A 20,322-nucleotide genomic window follows, 5' to 3' on the forward strand; every position below is an offset into this window, starting at 1 on the left:
CCTGGGGGCGCCGATGCCGGCGGCCCCTGTCCAGGTGCCGCGGAACGCCGCGGTTCCGCGGCCGAGGGAGCGACGATGGCGAAGCCAGCCGACACCAGGACCGCCGGCCGGAAGCCGGTGGCGAAGGCCACCCGCAGCGCTGCGGAGACCGAGAAGATCCGGGCGGCCCTGGCGGCGCGGCGTGACGAGTTGCGCGCCGAGTACGATCGGACGCTGAGCGAGATCACCGAGCTGCAGCGCGACCGGCTGACCGACTCGGCCGGGGACGACCAGGCCGACACCGGGACCAAGACGTTCGAGCGTGAGCAGGAGATCTCACTCGCCAACAGCATCCTGGAACGGATCACGCAGGTCGAGCGGGCGCTGGAGCGGCTCGACGAGGGTGGCTACGGCTGGTGCGAGCGGTGCGGCAACCCCATTCCGGTGGAGCGGCTCGCCGCCTTCCCGTCGGCCACCCTCTGCGTGACGTGCAAGCAGCTGGAGGAGCGGCGCTGAGGCCCGCTCCCCGGCGGCCATGGGAGGCGGCGCGCGAGCGCCGCCGCGAGCGTCGATGGGGAGCAGATGTCCGAAGCACCGCCCGCCGGTCCCGGCAACGCTGAGCCGGGTGCCGACAGCGCCGAGCCGAGGGCCGGCACGCCCCACCGCCGGGCCGCCGCCATCCTGTTCGGCATCGCGCTCACCGTGCTCGCCGCCGACGCGGCGACCAAGCACCTCGCCCTGGGCGCCCTGGAGGACCGCGAGCCGGTCCGGCTGCTCGGCGGCGCGGTCTACCTCAGCCTCACCCGCAACAGCGGCGCGGCGTGGAGCATCGGCGCCGACCACACCTGGGTCTTCCCGCTGATCACCCTCGGGGTGGTCGGTTGGATCGTCTGGATGGCGCTGCGCCTGCGCTCGCTGCCCTGGGCGATCTCGCTGGGCCTGGTGCTGGGCGGGGCGCTGGGCAACTTCACCGACCGGGTCTTCCGCGCCCCGGGCTGGTTCGTGGGGCACGTGGTGGACATGGTCAGCGTCTTCGCCCCGTACGGCCGGGTGTTCCCGGTGTTCAACCTGGCCGACAGCGCCCTGGTCTGCGGCGTGCTGCTCGCCCTGGCGCTGGAGCTGACCGGCCGGCAGCGCGACGGCAGCCGGATCGGTCACGGCGAGCCCACCGACGAGGCGGCGGCCCAGGCCGACGCCGGGCAGCGGGAGCGGGCATGACCGCCGCCTTCGCCGCCGGCGGCGACCACCGTTCCCTGCCCGTCCCCGACGGCCTCGACGGCTCGCGGCTCGACCAGGCCGTGTCGCGGCTGTTCGGGCTGTCCCGCACCGCCGCCGCGGCCCTGGTCGACGCCGGCGACGCGCTGGTCGACGGGGTCGCCCGGCCGAACTCCCACCGGGTGAAGGCCGGCTCCTGGCTGGAGGTGACCCTGCCCGCGCCGGTCGCCCCGCCCACCGTGGTGCCGCAGGCGGTGCCGGGCCTGCGGGTGGTCTACGCCGACGACGACATCGTGGTGGTGGACAAGCCGGTCGGTGTCGCGGCCCACCCGAGCCCCGGCTGGACCGGCCCGACGGTGATCGGCGCGCTGGCCGCCATCGGGCACCGCATCTCGACCAGCGGCGCCGCCGAGCGGCAGGGCGTGGTGCACCGGCTCGACGTGGGCACCACGGGCATCATGGTGGTGGCCAAGAGCGAGCAGGCGTACACCGCGTTGAAGCGGGCGTTCAAGTACCGCGAGGTGGAGAAGCGCTACCACGCGGTGGTGCAGGGGCATCTCGACCCGCTGCGCGGCACCGTCGACGCCCCGATCGACCGGCACCCCACCCACGACTACCGCTGGGCGGTGGTCTCCGGCGGCAAGCCGAGCATCACCCACTACGACACGGTGGAGGCGTTCCCGGCGGCGAGCCTGGTCGACGTCCGGCTGGAGACCGGGCGTACCCACCAGATCCGGGTGCACTTCTCCACGCTGCGGCACCCGTGCGTGGGCGACCTCACGTACGGCGCCGACCCGACCCTGTCCGCCCGGCTCGGGCTGACCAGACAGTGGCTGCACGCCCGGTCGCTGAGCTTCCTGCACCCCCGCACGGGGGACGAGGTGCGCTTCGTCAGCGACTACCCTGACGACCTGGACCGCGCGCTCGAGATCCTCCGCGACTGAGCGTCGTCCCGCCCGTGACGATCCGACGAGGGGATCCCGCCCATGCGCCCCGGTGCCCCGGAACCGACGGTGGGCGAAACGTCGGAACCCGCACCGGGCGTGACGGAACCTTCACCGGGGTCGGCCGGACCGACCTGCGGCGGGTCGCCGCCGGCGGCCCTGTCGACCTCCCCCGACGCCGGCGTCGGCGGCGTAGCAGGGCCCGTGCCGTGACGGGAGGACGAACCGAAGGTGCGTAGACGGGTGTGGTCCGAATAGGGTTTCGTTCGTAGCCTGTCAGACGGGCATCGATGGCGCTGGGAGGGCGAGCCGTGGAGGGCAGCGAGACCGGCTGGGGGCGGCCGGCCGAACCAGCACCGCGGTGGCGGGCGCTGCTCGACCGGGCCCGGCACGGCAGCCGCACGGCTGAGCAGGCCGAGGCCGACCGACACGCCGATCCGCCGCCCCTCCCGCCGGAGCCGCTGCCCCGCCGCTCCTCGGGCAACGGCTATGCCGCGCGGGTGCCGGCCATCGGGCGGGCCCCCGAGCCGTACGCGCCGGAGCCCGGCCCACCGCCGTACGGCGCGGAGTACGGTCGCCCGGTCGACGCGGGCTACCGGGCCGAGGCCACCTACCGCGTGGAGCCGGCCTACCGGGCGGACCCGCTCGACCCCGCCTACCGGGTGGAGCCGGAGTACCCGGTCGAGCCGTCCTACCGGTCGGATCCGGTCGAACCGTCGTACCGTTCGGACCCGATCGAGCCCACCTACCGGTCGGATCCGGTCGAGCCGTCGTACCGTTCGGACCCGGTCGGACCGTCGTACCGTTCGGATCCGGTCGAGCCGTCGTACCGGGCGGAGCCGGGGCATCCGGCCGAGCCGGCGTACCGCGTGCCGGCCCAGCCTCCGCCGCCGCGCATCGAGACCGAGCCGCGCCGGGGCCCGGGGCCGACCGAGTCGCGCTACGCGGTGCTGGACAACGGCTACCGGCACGAGCCGCCCCCGGTCGAGTCCCGGTACGCGGTGCTCGACAACGGCTATCGCTCCCAGCGCGTCCACCAGGCCCCGCCCCCGCCGGCCCCGGCCGTGGTGCCGCCGCCCGCCGCGCCGCCGCCGGTGGTGCCGCCGCCCGCCGCGCCGGTGGCCGCCGAGCGGGGCTACCCGGCGCGCGTCGAGTGGCGCCCACGCGGCGCGGAGAACGAGCTGGAGCGGGCCGCCGGGGTGCTCCGCCGCGACCTGGGCACCCCTCGGGTGCTCGCGTTCGCCAACCCGAAGGGCGGCGTGCACAAGACCACCGCCACCGTGCTGGCCGCGGCGACCGTCGGCAGCGTACGCGGGCGGGGCGTGCTGGCCTGGGACGACAACGAGCTGCGCGGCACGCTCGGGCTGCGCGCCGGCAGCGCCCGGCACGCCCGGACCATCCGGCACCTGGTCAGCGATCTCGCGCACGTCGAGATCAAGGAGGGCCCCGAGCTGCTGGAGCACCTGGACGACTACCTGCGGCACGCCTCCGACGGCTCGTACGACGTGCTGGCCGGCGAGGAGAGCCCGCGGTTCGCCCAGCGGCTCGACCAGTTCACCGTCCGGCGGGTGCTGGAGCTGCTGCGGCGCACCCACGACGTGGTCTGCGTGGACACGGGCAACAACGTGGAGAGCGCCAACTGGCGGACCATCATGCAGGCGGCGGACCAGCTCGTGGTGACCACCGTGCCCCGGGAGGACGCGGCGTTCAGCGCCGACTGGATGCTGGACCTGCTGCACGAGGTGGGGATGGGGGAGCTGGCCGACAACGCGGTCACCCTGATCTCCTGCCCCACCCCGGGCCGCTCGCCGTTGCAGGACGACCTGGAGCGGCACTTCGCCACCCGCACCCGGGCCGTCGCCGTGGTGCCGTACGACCCGGCGCTGGAGACCGGCTCCTCGATCGAGTACCACCAGCTCCAGCAGGAGACCCGGCAGGCGTGGCTGAAGGCCGCCTCGGTGATGCTGGAGCCGTTCGCCCGGTGAGCGGGTGTGCCGCCACCGACCGCCCACGCCGCCTGCGGGCCTGAGAGGATCACCGGGTGAGCGCGGACACCCCCGAACCCGACCGGCCCGGCCGCCGGCCCGACGAGCCGGGGGCACCGGCCGCCTGGGCGGCATCCGACCCGCCGGCGCGCGTCGGCCCCGCCGACCCGTACGCCGCCGGGGAGCCCGCCCCGCCGCACGACGCCACGACCGGCCTCCCACCACACACCACGACCGGCGTCGCGCCGCATGCCACGACCGGAGTTCCGCCGCACGGCGGGACGGTGGAGTACATCCCCGGCGGGACCGGCCTGGAGTACGCCGCCGGCTACCCGCTTGCGCCACCGGCGGAGCCGGACCTGCCGCGCGGGCGGGCGGTGCGGCTCGCCCTGCTGGCGGTGCTCGCGTTGAGCGTGCTCGGGGTGCCGCTCGGCCTGCTCTGGGCCGCGCTCGCGCCCGACACGCCGGTGCTCAAGGTCGCCGACGGGGCGATCTACGCCGAGCCGCAGCCGGAGCAGCCGATCGCCGCCGACGGCTGGTTCAGCCTGCTGGGGCTGGGCTTCGGGGTGCTCGCCGCGCTCGCGCTGTGGTTCCTGCTGCGCCGGGTACGGGGACCGGTCGGGCTGCTCGCCGCCGTGTTCGGCGCCTTCGGCGCGGCGCTGGTCGCCTGGCAGGTCGGCCGGCGGACGGGGCTGGCCGACTACGAGCGGCTGCTGGAGGGCGCGCCCGTCGGGCAGGCCTTCGAGAAGCCGGCCGACCTGCGGGCCGGCGGGATCGAGTGGGTGCTCGGCGTGCTGCCGGTGCCGCACGGCAACCTGCTGCTGCCCGCGTTCGGCGCGGCCGTGACGTACACCCTGCTGGCCGGCTGGTCCCGCTGGCCGTCGCTGCGCCCGGAGCGCGAGCCCGGCGTGCCCGGGCTCAGTTGGGAGTCGGCGGGGACGCCAGCTCCGTCAGCGGCACCGGAACCGCCCGCACCTGGCGCAGCAGCGCCGCCTCACGGTTGAGCAGGCGCAACTCGGCGCGCAGCCGGGCGGCGGTGTCGTCGATGGCGAGCAGCCGCTGCCGGTCGGCCACGGTCAGCACGGCTGTCGCGGCCACCAGGTGCGACAGCACCGTCGGGTCCTCCGGCAGCTGCTCGGACAGCTCCTCGGGATCGGCGCGGATCAGGCCCAGGTACTGCCGGAAGACCGAGATCACCCGTGCGGCGAGCAGGTCGGCGACCTCGTCGGGCCCGCCCGGCTCGGGCAGCCACTCCACGTCGGCGGTGAGGTAGGGCTCGGTGTCCCGGTCGACGTCGGCGACGCGGAACCTGCGCTTGCCCACCGTGACGATGTCGAAGCCACCGTCGGGACGCTCGGTGACCTGCCGCAGCTCGGCGGTGCAGCCCACCTCGTGCAGGGTGACGTCGCCGCCACCGGGCAGCGGCCGGCCGTCCGGCCCGGTGGGGGCGACCTCCCAGCCGGCCCGGATGGCCACCACGCCGAACTCGCGCGGGGCGTCCTCGGGCAGCGCGACCAGGTGCCGGACCAGGGCGCGGTAGCGCTCCTCGAATATGTGCAGCGGCAGCACCAGACCGGGGAAGAGGACCATTCCGAGCGGAAACACCGGCAGCCGCGCAGTCACGCGTCGAGCGTAGCCCGATCCCGGCGCGGCGGCGTGGCCCGGCTCACCGTCCCGGCGTACGGGCGGCGCCGGTCGCCGTCCGGGCGGGCCGCCTAGACTCGCAAGGGTGTTGAACCGGATCGACCTGCGCGGCGGCGTCCGCGACCCGCGCCGCCTGCTGCCCCGTGCCCAACTCGACGTCTCCGTGGCCGTCGAGCGGATCCGCCCCCTCGTGGAGGCGGTCAGGGAGCATGGCTACCCGGCGATCCGGGAGGCCAGCGAGCGCTTCGACGGGGTCTCGCCCGAGGTGCTGCGGGTGCCCGCCGAGGCCCTCGCCGAGGCGGAGGGCACCCTCGACCCCGAGGTGCGCGCCGCGCTGCTGGAGTCGATCGCCCGGGCCCGCAAGGTGCACGCCGACCAGCGCCGCACCGACCACACCACCCAGGTGGTGCCGGGCGGCACGGTGACCGAGCGCTGGGTGCCGGTCGACCGGGTCGGCCTCTACGTCCCCGGCGGCCTGGCGATGTACCCGTCGACCGTGGTGATGAACGTGGTGCCGGCCCAGGCGGCCGGGGTGCGTGCGCTGGTGGTGGCGAGCCCGCCCCAGAAGGACAACGGCGGCCTGCCCGACGCCCGGGTGCTCGCCGCCTGCGCCCTGCTCGGCGTCGACGAGGTCTACGCCGTCGGCGGCGCCCAGGCCGTGGCGATGCTGGCGTACGGCGCGGCGGTCGACGCCGAGGGCGCCGCGTACTGCGATCCGGTCGACATGATCACCGGCCCCGGCAACATCTGGGTCACCGCCGCCAAGCGGCTGCTGCGCGGCGTCGTCGGCATCGACGCCGAGGCCGGACCGACCGAGATCGCCATCCTGGCCGACGACACCGCCGACCCGGCGCACGTCGCGGCCGACCTGGTCAGCCAGGCCGAGCACGACCCCCTCGCGGCCAGCGTGCTGGTGACCCCCTCGGTCGAGCTGGTCGAGGCCGTGGAGCGGGAGCTGGCCCGGCAGGTGCCGGCCACCAAGCACGCCGAGCGGGTCACCACCGCGCTCACCGGCGAGCAGAGCGGCGTCGTCCTGGTCGACGACCTCGACGCCGGGCTGCGGGTGGTCGACGCGTACGCGGCCGAGCACCTGGAGATCCAGACCCGGGACGCCCGCGAGTGGGCGCTGCGGGTGCGCAACGCCGGGGCGATCTTCGTCGGCGCCTGGTCGCCGGTGTCGCTCGGCGACTACTGCGCCGGCTCCAACCACGTGCTGCCCACCGGCGGCTGCGCCCGGCACTCCTCCGGCCTGTCGGTGCAGTCCTTCCTGCGCGGCATCCACCTGGTCGACTACTCCGAGCAGGCGCTGCGCGAGGTGGCCCCGCACGTGGTCACCCTGGCCACCGTCGAGGACCTGCCCGCGCACGGCCGGGCGGTCCAGGTGCGCTTCCCGGGGGAGCTGGGATGAGCGGTCTCGACGACCTGCCGGTCCGCGACGATCTGCGCGGGCTGTCGCCGTACGGGGCGCCGCAGCTCGACGTGCCCGTGCGGTTGAACACCAACGAGAACTCCTACCCGGTGCCCGAGCCGGTGGTGGACGCGATCGGCAAGGCCCTCGCGGCGGAGCTGCGCGACCTCAACCGCTACCCGGACCGCGACGCCGTGGCGCTGCGCGCCGACCTGGCCGGCTACCTCGGCCACGGGCTCACCGGCGAGCAGGTGTGGGCCGCCAACGGCTCCAACGAGATCCAGCAGCAGCTGCTCCAGGCGTTCGGCGGGCCGGGGCGCAGCGCGCTCGGCTTCACCCCCGCGTACTCGATGCACCCGCTGCTGGCGCTGGGCACCGGCACCCGGTGGGTGCCGGCCCGGCGGGGTGTCGACTTCGGGCTGACCGCCGACGAGGCGGTCGCCCAGGTCCGCGAGCACGCCCCGGACGTGGTCTTCCTCTGCTCGCCGAACAACCCCACCGGCACGGCCCTCGACCCGGCGGTGGTCGCCGCGGTGCTGGACGCCGCGCCCGGCATGGTCGTCGTCGACGAGGCGTACGCCGAGTTCGCCCGCCCCGGCACGGTCAGCGCCCTGGCGGTGCTGCCCGGGCACCCGCGGCTCGTGGTGACCCGGACGATGAGCAAGGCGTTCGGGTTCGCCGGCGGCCGGCTGGGCTACCTGGCGGCCGACCCGGCGGTGGTGGCGGCGGTGCAGCTGGTCCGGCTGCCGTACCACCTCTCGGCGCTCACCCAGGCCGCCGCCCGGGCGGCGCTGGCGCACCGCGACGCCCTCCTCGACACGGTGGCCGCGATCTGCGCGCAGCGCGACCGGATCGTGGCGCGGCTGCGCGAGCGGGGGCTGCGGGTGGCCGACAGCGACGCCAACTTCGTGCTGTTCGAGGTCGGGGGCGACCAGGCCGCTGCCTGGCGCACCCTGCTCGACGCCGGCGTGCTGGTGCGCGACGTCGGCCTGCCGGGCTGGCTGCGGGTCACCGCCGGCACCCCCGCCGAGACCGACGCCTTCCTCGCCGCCGCGGAGAAGATCCAGTGAGCTTGCGAGCCCCGCAGTCGCGACCGAAAGGCAGGCAATGAGCCGGACCGCCCGCGTGGAGCGGATCACCAAGGAGACGAAGGTGCTCGTCGAGATCGACCTCGACGGCACCGGCCGGGCCGAGATCGGCACCGGGGTCGGCTTCTACGACCACATGCTGCACCAGATCGCGCGGCACGGCGGCTTCGACCTGACCGTGCGCACCGTGGGTGACCTGGAGATCGACGCCCACCACACGATGGAGGACACCGCGCTCGCCCTGGGCGCCGCGTTCGACCAGGCGCTGGGGGACAAGGCCGGCATCCGGCGGTACGGCTCGGCCACCGTCCCGATGGACGAGGTCCTCGTCCGGGCCGCGGTCGACCTCTCCGGCCGCCCGTACGTGGTGCACGACGAGCCGGTGCTGGCGCCGTACATCGGGCCGGTCTACCCGACCAGCATGACCCGGCACATCTGGGAGTCCTTCGGCCAGGCGGCCCGGATCACCCTGCACGTGGACGTGTTGCGGGCGGCCCGCCCCGGCGGTCACCCGGACGCCCATCACGTGGTGGAGGCCCAGTTCAAGGCGGTCTCCCGCGCGCTGCGCGAGGCCACGGCGATCGACCCGCGCGCGGCGGGCGCGATCCCCAGCACGAAGGGGGCGCTGTGAGCGCGAGGAACGCAGCGCAGCGGAGTCCCGCAGTCGCGAACGGAAGGCGATTCTGATGGGTGGGGTGCTGCCGACGTTGCTGCTGATCCTGGCCGGTGTGCTGGTCGGCGGGGCGTGGTCGCTGCACAAGCAGGGCGCTCCGCGTGGGGCGGTGGTCCTCACGGCGCTGCTCGCCGCGCTGGCGACGGTCGGCGGCGTGCTGTGGCTGCTGCCGGGGGAGGGCGCGTGAGCCGTGTGGTGGTGCTCGACTACGGGTCGGGCAACCTGCGCTCGGCCGAGCGGGCCCTGGCCCACGCCGGCGCGGACGTGACGGTGACCGACGACCTGACCGCCGCCGCCGAGGCGGACGGCCTGGTGGTGCCGGGCGTGGGCGCGTACGCCGCCTGCATGGCCGGGATCGAGGACCTCGGCGCCGGCCCGGTGATCGCCGAGCGCGTCGCCGCCGGCCGTCCGGTGCTGGGCATCTGCGTGGGTATGCAGGTGCTCTTCGAGCACGGCGACGAGCACGGGGTGGTGACCAAGGGGCTCGGGCTGCTTCCCGGCGGGGTGACCAGGCTGACCGCCTCCCGGCTGCCGCACATGGGCTGGAACACGGTCGCGGCGCCGGCGGGGTCGGTGCTCTTCGCCGGCCTGCCCGCCGACAGCCGCTTCTACTTCGTGCACTCGTACGCGGTCGGGGACCCGGCCGCGCTGGCGGACGCCGGAGCCACGGTCGTCACCGCCCACCACGGGACGGACTTCGTGGCGGCCGTGGAGCGGGGGCCGCTCTGCGCCGCGCAGTTCCACCCCGAGAAGTCCGCCGACACCGGTGCCGCGCTGCTGCGCAACTGGCTCGCCACGCTCCCCACCGGTGACTGAGCGCCTGCCCGGTGCGGCGGGCCCGCTCCGGCCCGCCGCCGGCCGCCCTTCCGCCCGGCCACGGTCGCTCGGACGGCCGCGCCGCCAGCGGAGGACGACGTGAGCAAGGAGCGGGCCCGGCGTCGGGCGGCCCGGGAGGCCGAGGCCGCCCGGGAGCGGGTCGTCCGCGAGCGGCGGGCGGCCCGGCGGTCGCGGCGGCGGGCACTGGTCCGCCGGATGACGCCGTCGCTGCGCCGGGGGCGGACGGGCCGGCTGCCCCGGCACAGCCGCGGCGAACGCGCCGCCATCGTGCTGCTGACCCTGGCGGCGATGGCACTGATCTGGACGTTCGTCGACGATCTGGCGCTGCGGATCGCGCTGGTCGTGCTGTTGCTGCTCGTACTGCCGGCGATCGTGGTGATCGCCCTGGACCGTCGCACCTGACTTCGAGGAGAAATACCGTGAGCCTCACCCTGTTGCCCGCCGTGGACGTCGCCGACGGCCAGGCCGTCCGCCTCGTGCAGGGCGCCGCCGGCAGCGAGACGACGTACGGCGACCCGTTGGAGGCCGCGCTCGCCTGGCAGCGGGACGGCGCCGAGTGGATCCACCTGGTCGACCTCGACGCCGCGTTCGGCCGCGGCTCCAACGCGCACCTGCTGGCCGAGGTGGTGCGGCAGCTCGACGTGAAGGTGGAGCTGTCCGGCGGCATCCGCGACGACGAGTCGCTGCACGCCGCGCTCGGCACCGGCGCCGCCCGGGTGAACATCGGCACCGCCGCACTGGAGGATCCCCTCTGGTGTGATCGGGTCTGCGGGGAGTACGGCGACCGGGTGGCGATCGGGCTGGACGTGCGGGGCCGTACCCTCTCCGCCCGGGGCTGGACGCGCGACGGCGGCGACCTCTTCGAGGTGCTGGAGCGGCTGGACAAGGCGGGCGCGGCGCGCTATGTCGTCACCGACATCACCAAGGACGGCACCATGCGCGGGCCGAACCTGGACCTGCTGCGCGAGGTCTGCGCCCGCACCGACGCCCCGGTGATCGCCTCCGGCGGCGTATCCACCCTGGACGACCTGCGGGCGCTGGCCACCCTGGAGCCGATCGGCGTGGAGGGCGTGATCGCCGGCAAGGCCCTGTATGCGGGCGCCTTCACCGTGGCGCAGGCGCTGGAAACCCTGGCGGCGGCGTGACCGTCACGCGGCTCGGCTCGGGCGGCCCGTGGGAGCCGGTGTACGGCTACTGCCGGGTCGTCCGGGCCGGCGACCTGGCCTGGACGGCCGGGTGCACCTCGACGGTGGACGGCGTGGTCACCCACGTCGGGGACGCGGCGGCGCAGACCGCGCAGGCCCTGCGGATCGGGCTGGACGCGCTCGCCGAGGTGGGCGCGGAGCCCGGGAACGTGGTGCGGACCCGGATGTACGTCACGGACCGGACGTACGCCGACGAGGTGGGCCGGGCGCACAACGTGGTCTTCGGCGCGGTCCGTCCGGCGGCCACCATGGTGGTGGTGGCCGGCCTGCTCGACCCGGACCACCTGGTCGAGGTGGAGTTGGAGGCGTACCTCGGCGACCGCTGAGCCCCGACGGGACGGTCCGGGCCGCGAGGCGGCCGGTGGCGGGACGCGCCGGGGCGGTGCCGCTGCTCGCGGCCTGATCGGTTGCGCGCAATTTAATTGCGCGCTAGCGTTCTCAGGGTGACCGACGATCTGGTGCTGCGCCGGCAGGTGTGCTTCGCGCTCTACGCCGCGTCGCGCGCCCTCACCGACGTCTACCGGCCCGTCCTCGACGAGTTCGGCCTGACGTATCCGCAGTACCTGGTGCTGCTGGTGCTCTGGGAGCGCGACGACGCCCCCACGGTCTCCGAGCTCGGCGCCGCCCTGCGACTGGACTCCGGCACGCTCTCCCCGCTGCTCAAGAGGCTGGAGGGGGCGGGGCTGGTCGTCCGGACCCGGTCGGCGCGCGACGAGCGGCGGGTGGAGGTGGGCCTGACCGGCGACGGGCGGGCCCTGCGGGACCGGATGGGCGAGGTGCCGCTGCGGGTCGCCCGCGCCACGGGCCTCACCGAGGCGGAGCTGGTCGCCCTGCGCGACACCCTCACCCGGGTCACCGAGACGATCCACCGACAGAAGGAGCAGTGACCACCATGCAGGTGCTCTACACCGCGTCCGCCCGGGCCACCGGGGACGGTCGGGACGGCCACGTCCGCACCTCCGACGGCACCCTCGACCTGGGCCTGGCCGTGCCGAAGGAGATGGGTGGCGCCGGCGGCGCCGCCAACCCCGAGCAGCTCTTCGCGGCCGGCTACGCCGCCTGCTTCCACTCGGCGCTGCGCCTCGTCGCCCGCAAGGCGAAGGCCGACGTCTCCGGCTCGGTCGTCGAGGCCGAGGTCGGCATCGGCGCCAACGGCAGCGGCGGCTTCGGGCTGACCGTCGCCCTCGCGGTCGACCTTCCGGCCGTCGAGCGCGCCGCCGCCGAGGAACTGCTCGCGCAGGCGCACCAGGTCTGCCCCTACTCGAACGCCACCCGCGGCAACGTCGAGGTCGCCCTCACCGTGCGCGAGGCGCTGTGAGCACCCGCAACCGCGAGATCCACCTGGCCTCCCGGCCCCAGGGCTGGCCGACCGCGGACAACTTCCGGCTCGTCGAGACCGAGGTGCCCACCCCCGGGCCGGGACAGATCGTGGTCCGCAACCGGTACGTGTCGGTCGACCCGTACATGCGGGGGCGGATGAACGACGTCAAGTCGTACGTGCCGCCGTTCGCGCTCGACGCGCCGCTGGACGGCGGGGCGGTCGGCGAGGTCGTGGCCAGCGAGGCCGAGGGCGTCCGGCCCGGCGACACCGTCCTGCACGGCCTCGGCTGGCGCGAGTACGCGCTGCTCGACGCGCGGGCCGCCCGGAAGGTCGACCCCGACCTGGCCCCGGTCACCGCCTACCTGAGCGTGCTCGGCATGACCGGCCTGACCGCGTACGCCGGGCTGCTGGAGGTCGCCGGGATGAAGCCGGGGGAGACGGTCTTCGTCTCCGCCGCCGCCGGCGCGGTGGGCAGCCTGGTCGGCCAGATCGCCAAGCTCCGGGGCGCGGCGCACGTGGTCGGCAGCGCGGGCTCGGCGGCCAAGGTCGAGCGGCTGCGCGCGCTGGGCTTCGACGCCGCGTTCGACTACCACGACGGGCCGGTGCGCGACTCGCTGAAGGCCGCCGCCCCCGACGGTGTCGACGTCTACTTCGACAACGTCGGCGGCGACCACCTGGAGGCGGCGATCTCCGCGATGAAGGTGCACGGCCGCGCCGCGATCTGCGGAATGATCGCGCAGTACAACGACACCGAGCCCCCGGCCGCGCCGCGCAACCTGGCGCTGCTCATCGGCAAGCGGCTCACCCTGCGCGGCTTCCTGGTCGGCGACCACAACCACCTGCGCGACGAGTTCGTGCGCGAGATGGCCGGCTGGCTGCGGGACGGCAGGGTCTCGTACGACGAGACGGTCGTCGACGGCATCGAGAACGCCCCGGAGGCGTTCCTCGGCCTGCTACGCGGCGAGAACCTGGGCAAGATGCTCGTCCGGGTGTGACCGAGGGCGCCGCTCCCGGCGCCCGGGCCCCCGACGCGGTGGCCGGCCTCACCGGCCGGTCACCGCGGGCGCCGGGAAGGATAGGCTCGCGGCATGACGGTGGCGGTGCGGGTCATCCCGTGTCTCGACGTGGACGCCGGTCGGGTGGTCAAGGGGGTCAACTTCCTCGACCTGCGCGACGCCGGCGACCCGGTGGAGCTGGCGGCGGCGTACGACCGGGCCGGCGCGGACGAGTTGACCTTCCTCGACGTCACCGCCTCCTCCAGTGACCGGGGCACCATGCTCGACGTGGTCCGCCGCACGGCGGAGTCGGTCTTCATCCCGCTGACCGTCGGCGGCGGCGTCCGGCAGGTCGCCGACGTCGACACCCTGCTGCGCGCCGGCGCGGACAAGGTCGGGGTGAACACCGCCGCGATCGCCCGCCCCGAGCTGATCGCCGAGATCGCCGACCGGTTCGGCCGGCAGGTGCTGGTGCTCTCGCTCGACGTGCGGCGCGCACCCGGCGGCGGCACGCCCAGCGGCTTCGAGGTGACCACCCACGGCGGTCGGCGCGGCACCGGGCTGGACGCGGTCGAGTGGGCCCGCCGCGGCGCCGAGCTGGGCGCGGGGGAGATCCTGCTGAACTCGATGGACGCCGACGGCACGAAGGCCGGCTTCGATCTCGAACTGATCGGCGCGGTGCGCCGGGTGGTGGACGTGCCGGTGGTGGCCAGCGGCGGCGCGGGCGAGGTGGCGCACTTCGCGCCGGCGATCGGCGCCGGCGCGGACGCGGTGCTTGCCGCCAGCGTCTTCCACTTCGGGGAGCTGACCGTCGCCGAGGTCAAGGACGCGCTGCGCGGGGCCGGGCACCCCGTCCGCTGACCGCCCGCGCGGTCCGCCCGGTCCGGCTGCGCCCGCTCAGTCGCGGCGGGACCGGTTCTCGGGGGAGCGCCGGGGCGCCGGGATCGACCGCACCACGTACTCCTGCACGGCGGCGGCGTGGTCGGCCTCGTCCAGGTGCCAGTCTGCACTCACCGGGGCGTGTCGCCGGACCAGCACGCCCTGCACGGTGTCCACCGTGGTGGCCAGCCCGGCGCTCGGCCTGGTGCGCCAGAGACGCTCACCGTCGGCGGTGATCCGGAACCAGCCGTCGGTGACGCTGACCAGCCCGGCCCCGACGAGCCGACGGACCGCCGCCTCCACCTCGTGTCGTTCGGGGATCGCCTGGTTGAGGTGGTCGGCGGTGGAGAGCACGTCGGCGAGGCGTACGCCCTCGGGGCGGCGGCTGGACGCCGCGCGGCGGTGCCGTCCCGCACCGCTGGCGATCACCACCGAGACGAAGATCCAGGCATCGCTCCAGCGCCATCCGTTCTCCCCCATGCGAGGATTCTGCCGGGCGTGGCGTCCGAAGGGAACACCGGCGTCCGGGTCGCGTCAGGCGGCGGGGAGCGGCGCGACCGGGCCGGGGGCGGGGTCCTGTGGCCCGGGGACCGTGAACAGCGGCAGGAAGGCCTGGGTCAGCGGGCCGATGGCCAGCGCGTAGACGATCGTGCCGACGCCCACCGTCCCGCCGAGCAGCCAGCCCAGCGCCAGCACCGTGACCTCGATGACGGTGCGGACGAGCCGGACCGAGCGGCCGGGCCGGCGGGCGACGTAGCCGGTCATCAGGCCGTCGCGGGGGCCGGGCCCGAGGCGGGCGCCGAGGTAGAGACCCGTCGCCGCCCCGTTGGCCACGACGCCGGCGAGCAGCATCCCGGCCCGTACGCCCAGCGACCCGCCGGCCGGCAGCAGCGCGAGCGTCGCGTCGACCACCAGCCCGACGACCAGGACGTTGCTGACCGTGCCGAGGCCGGGGCGCTGGCGCAGGGGTATCCAGAGCAGCAGCACCAGCGCGCCCACCGCGATGGTGACTGTGCCGAAGGAGAGGCCGGTCAGCTCCGACAGGCCCTGGTGGAACACGTCCCACGGGTCCAGGCCCAGCCCGGAGTTGATCATCAGGGCCATGCTAACGCCGTAGAGGACGAGGCCCGCGAAGAGTTGGACGAGCCGCCGCGCGGGTCGATGCCGGAGATTGCCAATCGGTGCCACCCATGCCACGCTAAAGGCCAATCGGCGCAGCGTAAGAGCCAATCCGGGAGGAGTGGCCATGACGAGTCAGGTTCGGGGTGTCCAATTGGCCCGGCTCCTCGGTCAGTGGCATGCGCTTCCCGGTCGCCGTCGCAGCCCCGACTACGCCGCCCTGGCCGGTGCCGTACGCGGCCTGCTCGCCGACGGCCGGCTGCCGCTGGGCGTGCGGCTGCCCGCCGAGCGGGAGTTGGCCGAGGCGCTGAAGATCAGCCGGACCACGGTCACGGCCGCGTACCGGGAGTTGCGGGAGAGCGGCCACCTCGCCAGCCGGCGGGGCGCCGGCAGCTGGACGATGCTCCCGGGCACCCACCGGGTGGCGAGCACCGGCCTCTGGACCCCGCTGGACGACCGCGACATGATCGATCTCGGGGTCGCCGCGCTCGCCGCACCGCCCGAGCTGCTGCCGGCCGCCCGCGCGGCGGCCGAGGACCTGCCCCGCTACCTGGGCGGCGCCGGCTACCACCCGACCGGCATCATCGAGCTGCGCGAGGCGGTGGCCCGCGCCTACACCGACCGGGGCCTGCCCACCTCGCCCGACCAGATCATGGTCACCAACGGCACCCAGCACGCCCTCGACCTGGTGCTCCGGCTGGCCCTCGCCCCCGGCGGCAACGTGCTGGTCGAGGCGCCCAGCTATCCGAACGCGCTGGCCGCGCTGGCCGCCCGCCGGGCCCGGATCACCACCCACGGCCTGGCCGTCGAGGAGCCCGGATGGGACGCCGACCTGCTGCTCGGCGGCCTCCGGCAGGCCCGGCCCAAGCTGGCGTACCTGATCCCGGACTTCCAGAACCCGACCGGGCACCTGATGCCGGCCGCGCTGCGCGAGCGGGTGGTGGCCACCGCGCACGCCGTCGGCACCGACCTGGTCGTCGACGAGTCGTTCGTGGACCTGCCGCTGGACGGGACGGTGCTGCCTCCGCCCACCGCAAGCTTCGACCGGCACTCCCGGGTGATCACCATCGGCGGGATGAGCAAGCCCTTCTGGGGCGGCCTGCGCATCGGCTGGGTCCGCGCCTCCGCCCCGCAGGTGCAGCGGCTCGCCGCCGCCCGGGTCGGCGTCGACATGGCCAGCCCGGTCCTGGACCAGCTGGTCGCGGTCCACCTGCTCGCCGACGCGCCGGGCATCGTCGCCGCCCGGCAGGCCCAGCTGACCGTCCAGCGCGACGCGCTGCTCGCCGTGCTCGCGCAGCGCCTGCCCGAGTGGCGGGTCACCGTCCCGCACGGCGGGGTGACCCTCTGGGCCGAACTCGACGGGCCGATCTCCAGCGCGTTGGCCCGGGCCGCCGAGGAGGTCGGCGTACGCCTGGCGCCCGGTCCCCGCTTCGGCCTGGACGGCACGCTGGAGCGCTTCCTGCGGCTGCCGTTCACCCTGCCGGCCGCCGACCTGGTCGAGGCGGTCGGCCGCATCGCCGCCGTCCGCTACGACCTGGACCGGGGCGGCCGGTCGCAGTGGCGGGAGCCGGCGGTCATCGCCTGAGGGCCGGGGCGGCGTGCCGGCGGAACGAGCCGCCGGGGTCGGTCAATCGCGCCTGCGCCCCGCCCCGGGGCTGGGAGACTGCGCAGGTGGGGGACGTGCGGGGGATGCGGTGGCCGCGCGGGATCCTGCCGAACGCACCGGGTTCCCGCACCACCCGGCTCGAACTCTTCTACGACCTCGTCTTCGTCTTCGCCTTCCTCAACGTCACCACGGTGACCGCTCACAACCTGGATACCCGCGGGCTGGTCCGGTTCCTGGTGGTGCTCGCCCTGCTCTGGTGGTGCTGGAGTGGCTTCGCCGCGCTGGGCAACGTGGTCCGCACCGATCAGGGAATCGCGCCGCTGGTCGGGTTCGCCGTCTCCGCCGCCGTCTTCGTGCTCGCGCTGAGCCTGCCCAAGGCGTTCGTCGACCACCCTGGCGGGTTGCCCGGCCCGGTGGTCTTCGCCGTCTGCTACTTCCTGGTCCGCGCGACCCAGGTGACGATCTTCCTATGGGCCGTGCGCAGCGACCGGGAGGTGCGTCGGCGTGCACCCGTCCTGGTCCTGCCGTTCCTGACGGCGACGGGGCTCATCCTGACCGCCGCGCTGGTGCCGCAGCGGCTCTTCGACGGCAGCGCCGAGATGGGCGTCCGGCTGGCGTTGTGGGTCGCCGCGCTCGGCGCGGAGTACGGCGCCGGCCTGGCCCAGCACCGCGCCGGGTGGACGGTGCTCTCGGCGGGACACTGGGCGGAGCGGCACGCGTTGATCATCATGGTGGCGCTCGGCGAGTCGATCATCGCGTTGGGGCTCGGGCCGGGCCCCAACGCCGCCCTGCCGCTGACCTGGCCGGTGATCGTCGCGGCGCTGCTCGGCATCGCGGTGGTCGCGGCGCTGTGGTGGGCGTACTTCGACACCCTCGCCCTGGCCATGGAGCAGGTGCTGCACCGCACCCGGGAGCGGCGTACCCGCGCCGGGCTGGCCCGGGACGTGTACACCTACCTGCACCTGCCGCTGATCACGGGCGTGATCCTCTTCGCCCTCGGCCTCAAGGGACTCATCTACGAGGGCGCCGACCCGGCGACCCCGCGGTGGGGGGTGCCGCTGCCCGGCTTCGACCTGCTGGCCCTCTTCGGCGGCGTCGCGCTCTACCTGCTCACGCTGATCATGCTCGGCAGCCGGATGCTGGGGGCGGCGCGCTGGCCGTCGATCGGCGGGGTGGCGCTGCTCGTCGCGCTGACCCCGGTGGCCGGGCGACTGCCGGAACTGGTCGCCCTGGCCATGCTGGCGGTGGCCGCCGTGCTCACGGTCGCGGTGCAGACGGTCGTCGACCGCCCGCGGCGGCGGCGCGTGCGGCAGGTGGCGCTGGAGGAGCAGCTCGCCTCCGAGGTGGAGCAGACCCGGTGGCGGGGGCACCACCTCTGACTCCGACCCCGCCGTGGGGGACGGCCCGCCTGCGGAGCCGGGCCCCCGGCCCGAGGCGGAGCACGGGACGCAGGCCGCCGTCGGCGGTCCCGCACCGCAGCGCGGGCCGCCGACGTCGCGTGCTCAGAGTTCGGCCAGCGTGCCCGCGTACATCTTCTCGATCTCGCCGGCGAAGTTGCTCTCCACGCCGCGGCGCTTGATCTTGAGGGACGGGGTGATCTCGCCGTCCTCGATGGTCAGGTCGCGCGGCAGGATGGCGACCTTCTTGATCGTCTCCCAGCGGTTGAGCTTGGCGTTGAGCTCGGCCACGTACCCCTCGACCATGGCCTTCGCCTCCGGCGAGGCGACGATGTCGGCGTAGTCGCGGCCCTCCAGCGGGGTGCCGGCGGCCCAGCCCTTGATCGCGTCCGGGTCCAGCGTGACCAGCATCGTGCAGTAGTTGCGTGCCTGGCCGATGACCACCGCCTGCGAGGTGTACGGGCAGGTGGCCTTGAACATCCCCTCGATGTGCGAGGGCGCGATGTACTTGCCGCCCGAGGTCTTGACCAGGTCCTTCTTCCGGTCGGTGATCTTGAGGTAGCCGTCGGCGTCCAGCGTGCCGATGTCGCCGGTGCGGAAGAAGCCGTCCTCGGTGAACGAGGCCGCGGTCTCCTCCGGCAGGTTGTGGTAGCCGCGCATCACCGGCCGGCCGCGCACCAGGATCTCGCCGTCGGTGTCGATCCGGCACTCCAGGTCGCCCATCGCCTTGCCGACGGTGCCGATCCGCAGCCCGTCCGGCGGGTTGACGAAGTTGCCGGCGCTGGTCTCGGTGAGGCCGTAGCCCTCGGAGATCGGCAGGTTCGCCGCGGCGAAGAAGGTGGCGATCTCCGGGCTGAGCGGGGCGGCGCCGGAGACGAGGACCCGGATCCGGCCGCCGAGGCGAGCCTGGAGCTTGCTGAACACCAGCTTCTCGGCCACCGCGTACTTCAGCTTCAGCCCCGTCGGGAGGGGCCTGCCGGCCTGCTCCAGGGCGACCTTCTCCTTGCCGACCCGGACGCCCCAGGCGAAGATCTTCGCCTTCGCGCCGCCGCTGTCCTGCGCGGTGGTCACCGCCTTGTTGTAGACCTTCTCGAACACCCGGGGCGCGCCGCACATCAGCGTCGGCCGGATCACCGAGAGCAGCTCGACCAGCTTGTCCACCCGGCCGTCGACGTACGTCGGCAGACCCACGTGGATCGCCCCGCAGAGCAGGGTCTTGCCGAACGAGTGCGACAGCGGCAGCCAGAGGTACTGCAGGTCGTTCTCGCGGAGCAGCCCCAGCTCGGCCTGGGCCACGCCCTCCCAGCACCAGCCGCCGTGCAGCAGCTCGACGCCCTTCGGGCGCCCGGTGGTGCCCGAGGTGTAGATCAGCGTGGCCAGGTGCTCGGGGCCGATCCCGGCGACCAGCATGTCGATCAGGTCGGGCTCGGCGGCCAGCGCGCGGGCGCCCTGCTCCTCCAGCTCGGCGAGGGTGAGCTGGGGAACGGCGGCGGCCGGGTCGGCGGCGCCGTCGAAGAGCACGACGTGGGTCAGCGCCGGCAGGTCGGCGCCCGCGATCTTGGCGGCCTGGGCCGGGTTCTCGGCGAACAGCACCCGGGAGCCGGAGTCGGCGATGATGTAGGTCGCGTCGTCGGGCTCCGTCGTGGGGTAGACGGTGGTGGTAGCGCCGCCGGCACACATGATGCCGAGGTCGGCGACCACCCAGTCGAGCCGGGTGTTCGCCAGGATCGCGACCGGATCCTCCAGGCCGACACCGAGGCCGTGCAGCCCGGCGGCGACCGCCTTGGCGCGACGGGCCATCTGCTCCCAGCTCAGCCAGACCGGCCCGGAGTCGTCGGGGGCCGGGTGGGCGAAGGCGTCACGGTCGGGGGACGCCGCCACGCGCTTGAGGAACATGTCGGGGATGGAACGGTACGGTACATCGAGAGCCATCGCTGTAGCCGCCTTCGGGGGTGGAGACGTGACCATGGTCACGTCGGTGTTCGTTACCGAAGGGTATTGCCTGCGCCCGGGCATCGGCTAGCCCT

At 74.8% G+C, this 20,322-nt stretch carries 23 protein-coding genes; 19 read left to right on the forward strand and 4 right to left on the reverse strand.

The window, feature by feature from the left end; all coding sequences use genetic code 11:
- Window positions 1–75 precede the first annotated feature (75 nt).
- From DER29_RS27605 to DER29_RS27625, 5 genes are all read left to right on the forward strand, one after another.
- A complete protein-coding gene (locus tag DER29_RS27605) occupies window positions 76–495 on the forward strand; it encodes a TraR/DksA C4-type zinc finger protein (RefSeq protein ID WP_121400566.1) in 420 nt (139 codons plus the stop codon).
- A gap of 66 nt (window positions 496–561) precedes the next feature.
- Window positions 562–1,197 carry a signal peptidase II gene (gene lspA, locus DER29_RS27610; RefSeq protein ID WP_121400567.1) on the forward strand — a complete coding sequence of 212 codons (636 nt, stop codon included), beginning with the start codon at window positions 562–564 and terminating at the stop codon, window positions 1,195–1,197.
- Window positions 1,194–2,138 carry an RluA family pseudouridine synthase gene (locus tag DER29_RS27615; protein WP_121400568.1) on the forward strand — a complete coding sequence of 315 codons (945 nt, stop codon included), beginning with the start codon at window positions 1,194–1,196 and terminating at the stop codon, window positions 2,136–2,138. Before lspA ends, DER29_RS27615 begins: the two co-directional genes overlap by 4 nt.
- A 290-nt stretch (window positions 2,139–2,428) precedes the next feature.
- Entirely contained in the window at window positions 2,429–4,123 is a 1,695-nt protein-coding gene (locus DER29_RS27620; RefSeq protein ID WP_199729570.1) for an AAA family ATPase, read from the forward strand.
- Window positions 4,124–4,179: 56 nt separating this feature from the next.
- A complete protein-coding gene (locus DER29_RS27625; RefSeq protein WP_370040683.1) occupies window positions 4,180–5,127 on the forward strand; it encodes a DUF2567 domain-containing protein in 948 nt (315 codons plus the stop codon).
- Here the strand turns inward: DER29_RS27625 and DER29_RS27630 are convergent.
- Window positions 5,042–5,746: an LON peptidase substrate-binding domain-containing protein gene (locus DER29_RS27630; RefSeq protein WP_121400570.1), complete on the reverse strand. Its 705-nt coding sequence runs from the start codon at window positions 5,744–5,746 to the stop codon at window positions 5,042–5,044. The genes DER29_RS27625 and DER29_RS27630 overlap by 86 nt on opposite strands.
- A gap of 106 nt (window positions 5,747–5,852) precedes the next feature.
- On the opposite strand from DER29_RS27630, the gene hisD reads away from it, so the two are divergent.
- The 12 genes from hisD (at window position 5,853) to hisF (ending at window position 14,155) form a co-directional block, all read left to right on the forward strand.
- Entirely contained in the window at window positions 5,853–7,175 is a 1,323-nt protein-coding gene (gene hisD, locus DER29_RS27635; RefSeq protein WP_121400571.1) for a histidinol dehydrogenase, read from the forward strand.
- Window positions 7,172–8,245 (forward strand): histidinol-phosphate transaminase, encoded by a 1,074-nt coding sequence (locus DER29_RS27640; protein ID WP_121400572.1) that lies wholly within the window; start codon window positions 7,172–7,174, stop codon window positions 8,243–8,245. Before hisD ends, DER29_RS27640 begins: the two co-directional genes overlap by 4 nt.
- A 37-nt stretch (window positions 8,246–8,282) precedes the next feature.
- Window positions 8,283–8,894 carry an imidazoleglycerol-phosphate dehydratase HisB gene (hisB, locus tag DER29_RS27645; protein ID WP_091104907.1) on the forward strand — a complete coding sequence of 204 codons (612 nt, stop codon included), beginning with the start codon at window positions 8,283–8,285 and terminating at the stop codon, window positions 8,892–8,894.
- A gap of 55 nt (window positions 8,895–8,949) precedes the next feature.
- Window positions 8,950–9,123, forward strand: a complete 174-nt coding sequence (locus DER29_RS34735) for a hypothetical protein (protein ID WP_199729571.1) — start codon at window positions 8,950–8,952, stop codon at window positions 9,121–9,123.
- Window positions 9,120–9,752, forward strand: coding sequence for an imidazole glycerol phosphate synthase subunit HisH (hisH, locus tag DER29_RS27650; RefSeq protein WP_121400573.1), 633 nt, complete (start codon window positions 9,120–9,122; stop codon window positions 9,750–9,752). The genes DER29_RS34735 and hisH overlap by 4 nt, the downstream gene beginning before the upstream one ends.
- Window positions 9,753–9,851: 99 nt before the next feature.
- A complete protein-coding gene (locus DER29_RS27655; protein WP_121400574.1) occupies window positions 9,852–10,175 on the forward strand; it encodes a hypothetical protein in 324 nt (107 codons plus the stop codon).
- A gap of 17 nt (window positions 10,176–10,192) precedes the next feature.
- The gene (priA, locus tag DER29_RS27660; protein ID WP_121400575.1) at window positions 10,193–10,918 is read left to right on the forward strand and encodes a bifunctional 1-(5-phosphoribosyl)-5-((5-phosphoribosylamino)methylideneamino)imidazole-4-carboxamide isomerase/phosphoribosylanthranilate isomerase PriA; all 726 of its coding nucleotides are present in this window, start codon (window positions 10,193–10,195) and stop codon (window positions 10,916–10,918) included.
- The gene (locus DER29_RS27665) at window positions 10,915–11,304 is read left to right on the forward strand and encodes a RidA family protein (protein WP_121400576.1); all 390 of its coding nucleotides are present in this window, start codon (window positions 10,915–10,917) and stop codon (window positions 11,302–11,304) included. Before priA ends, DER29_RS27665 begins: the two co-directional genes overlap by 4 nt.
- Window positions 11,305–11,421: 117 nt before the next feature.
- Window positions 11,422–11,865, forward strand: a complete 444-nt coding sequence (locus DER29_RS27670; protein ID WP_121400577.1) for a MarR family winged helix-turn-helix transcriptional regulator — start codon at window positions 11,422–11,424, stop codon at window positions 11,863–11,865.
- A 5-nt stretch (window positions 11,866–11,870) separates the two neighbouring features.
- Complete coding sequence (locus DER29_RS27675) at window positions 11,871–12,296, forward strand: organic hydroperoxide resistance protein (protein ID WP_121400923.1); 426 nt, start codon at window positions 11,871–11,873, stop codon at window positions 12,294–12,296.
- Window positions 12,293–13,294, forward strand: coding sequence for an NADP-dependent oxidoreductase (locus tag DER29_RS27680; protein WP_121400578.1), 1,002 nt, complete (start codon window positions 12,293–12,295; stop codon window positions 13,292–13,294). Before DER29_RS27675 ends, DER29_RS27680 begins: the two co-directional genes overlap by 4 nt.
- Before the next feature lie 93 nt (window positions 13,295–13,387).
- Window positions 13,388–14,155 carry an imidazole glycerol phosphate synthase subunit HisF gene (hisF, locus tag DER29_RS27685; RefSeq protein ID WP_101411832.1) on the forward strand — a complete coding sequence of 256 codons (768 nt, stop codon included), beginning with the start codon at window positions 13,388–13,390 and terminating at the stop codon, window positions 14,153–14,155.
- 36 nt (window positions 14,156–14,191) lie between these two features.
- Here the strand turns inward: hisF and DER29_RS27690 are convergent, their stop codons facing one another.
- Window positions 14,192–14,653, reverse strand: a complete 462-nt coding sequence (locus DER29_RS27690; protein WP_121400579.1) for a hypothetical protein — start codon at window positions 14,651–14,653, stop codon at window positions 14,192–14,194.
- A 54-nt stretch (window positions 14,654–14,707) separates the two neighbouring features.
- Complete coding sequence (locus tag DER29_RS27695; RefSeq protein WP_121400580.1) at window positions 14,708–15,361, reverse strand: YitT family protein; 654 nt, start codon at window positions 15,359–15,361, stop codon at window positions 14,708–14,710.
- 58 nt (window positions 15,362–15,419) lie between these two features.
- On the opposite strand from DER29_RS27695, the gene DER29_RS27700 reads away from it, so the two are divergent.
- Window positions 15,420–16,877 (forward strand): PLP-dependent aminotransferase family protein, encoded by a 1,458-nt coding sequence (locus DER29_RS27700; RefSeq protein ID WP_121400581.1) that lies wholly within the window; start codon window positions 15,420–15,422, stop codon window positions 16,875–16,877.
- 104 nt (window positions 16,878–16,981) lie between these two features.
- The gene (locus DER29_RS27705) at window positions 16,982–18,277 is read left to right on the forward strand and encodes a low temperature requirement protein A (protein WP_121400582.1); all 1,296 of its coding nucleotides are present in this window, start codon (window positions 16,982–16,984) and stop codon (window positions 18,275–18,277) included.
- Between the two features lie 123 nt (window positions 18,278–18,400).
- Here the strand turns inward: DER29_RS27705 and DER29_RS27710 are convergent, their stop codons facing one another.
- The gene (locus DER29_RS27710) at window positions 18,401–20,227 is read right to left on the reverse strand and encodes a long-chain fatty acid--CoA ligase (protein ID WP_121400583.1); all 1,827 of its coding nucleotides are present in this window, start codon (window positions 20,225–20,227) and stop codon (window positions 18,401–18,403) included.
- Window positions 20,228–20,322: the final 95 nt, after the last annotated feature.

Source organism: Micromonospora sp. M71_S20 (assembly GCF_003664255.1).
GTDB lineage: Bacteria > Actinomycetota > Actinomycetes > Mycobacteriales > Micromonosporaceae > Micromonospora.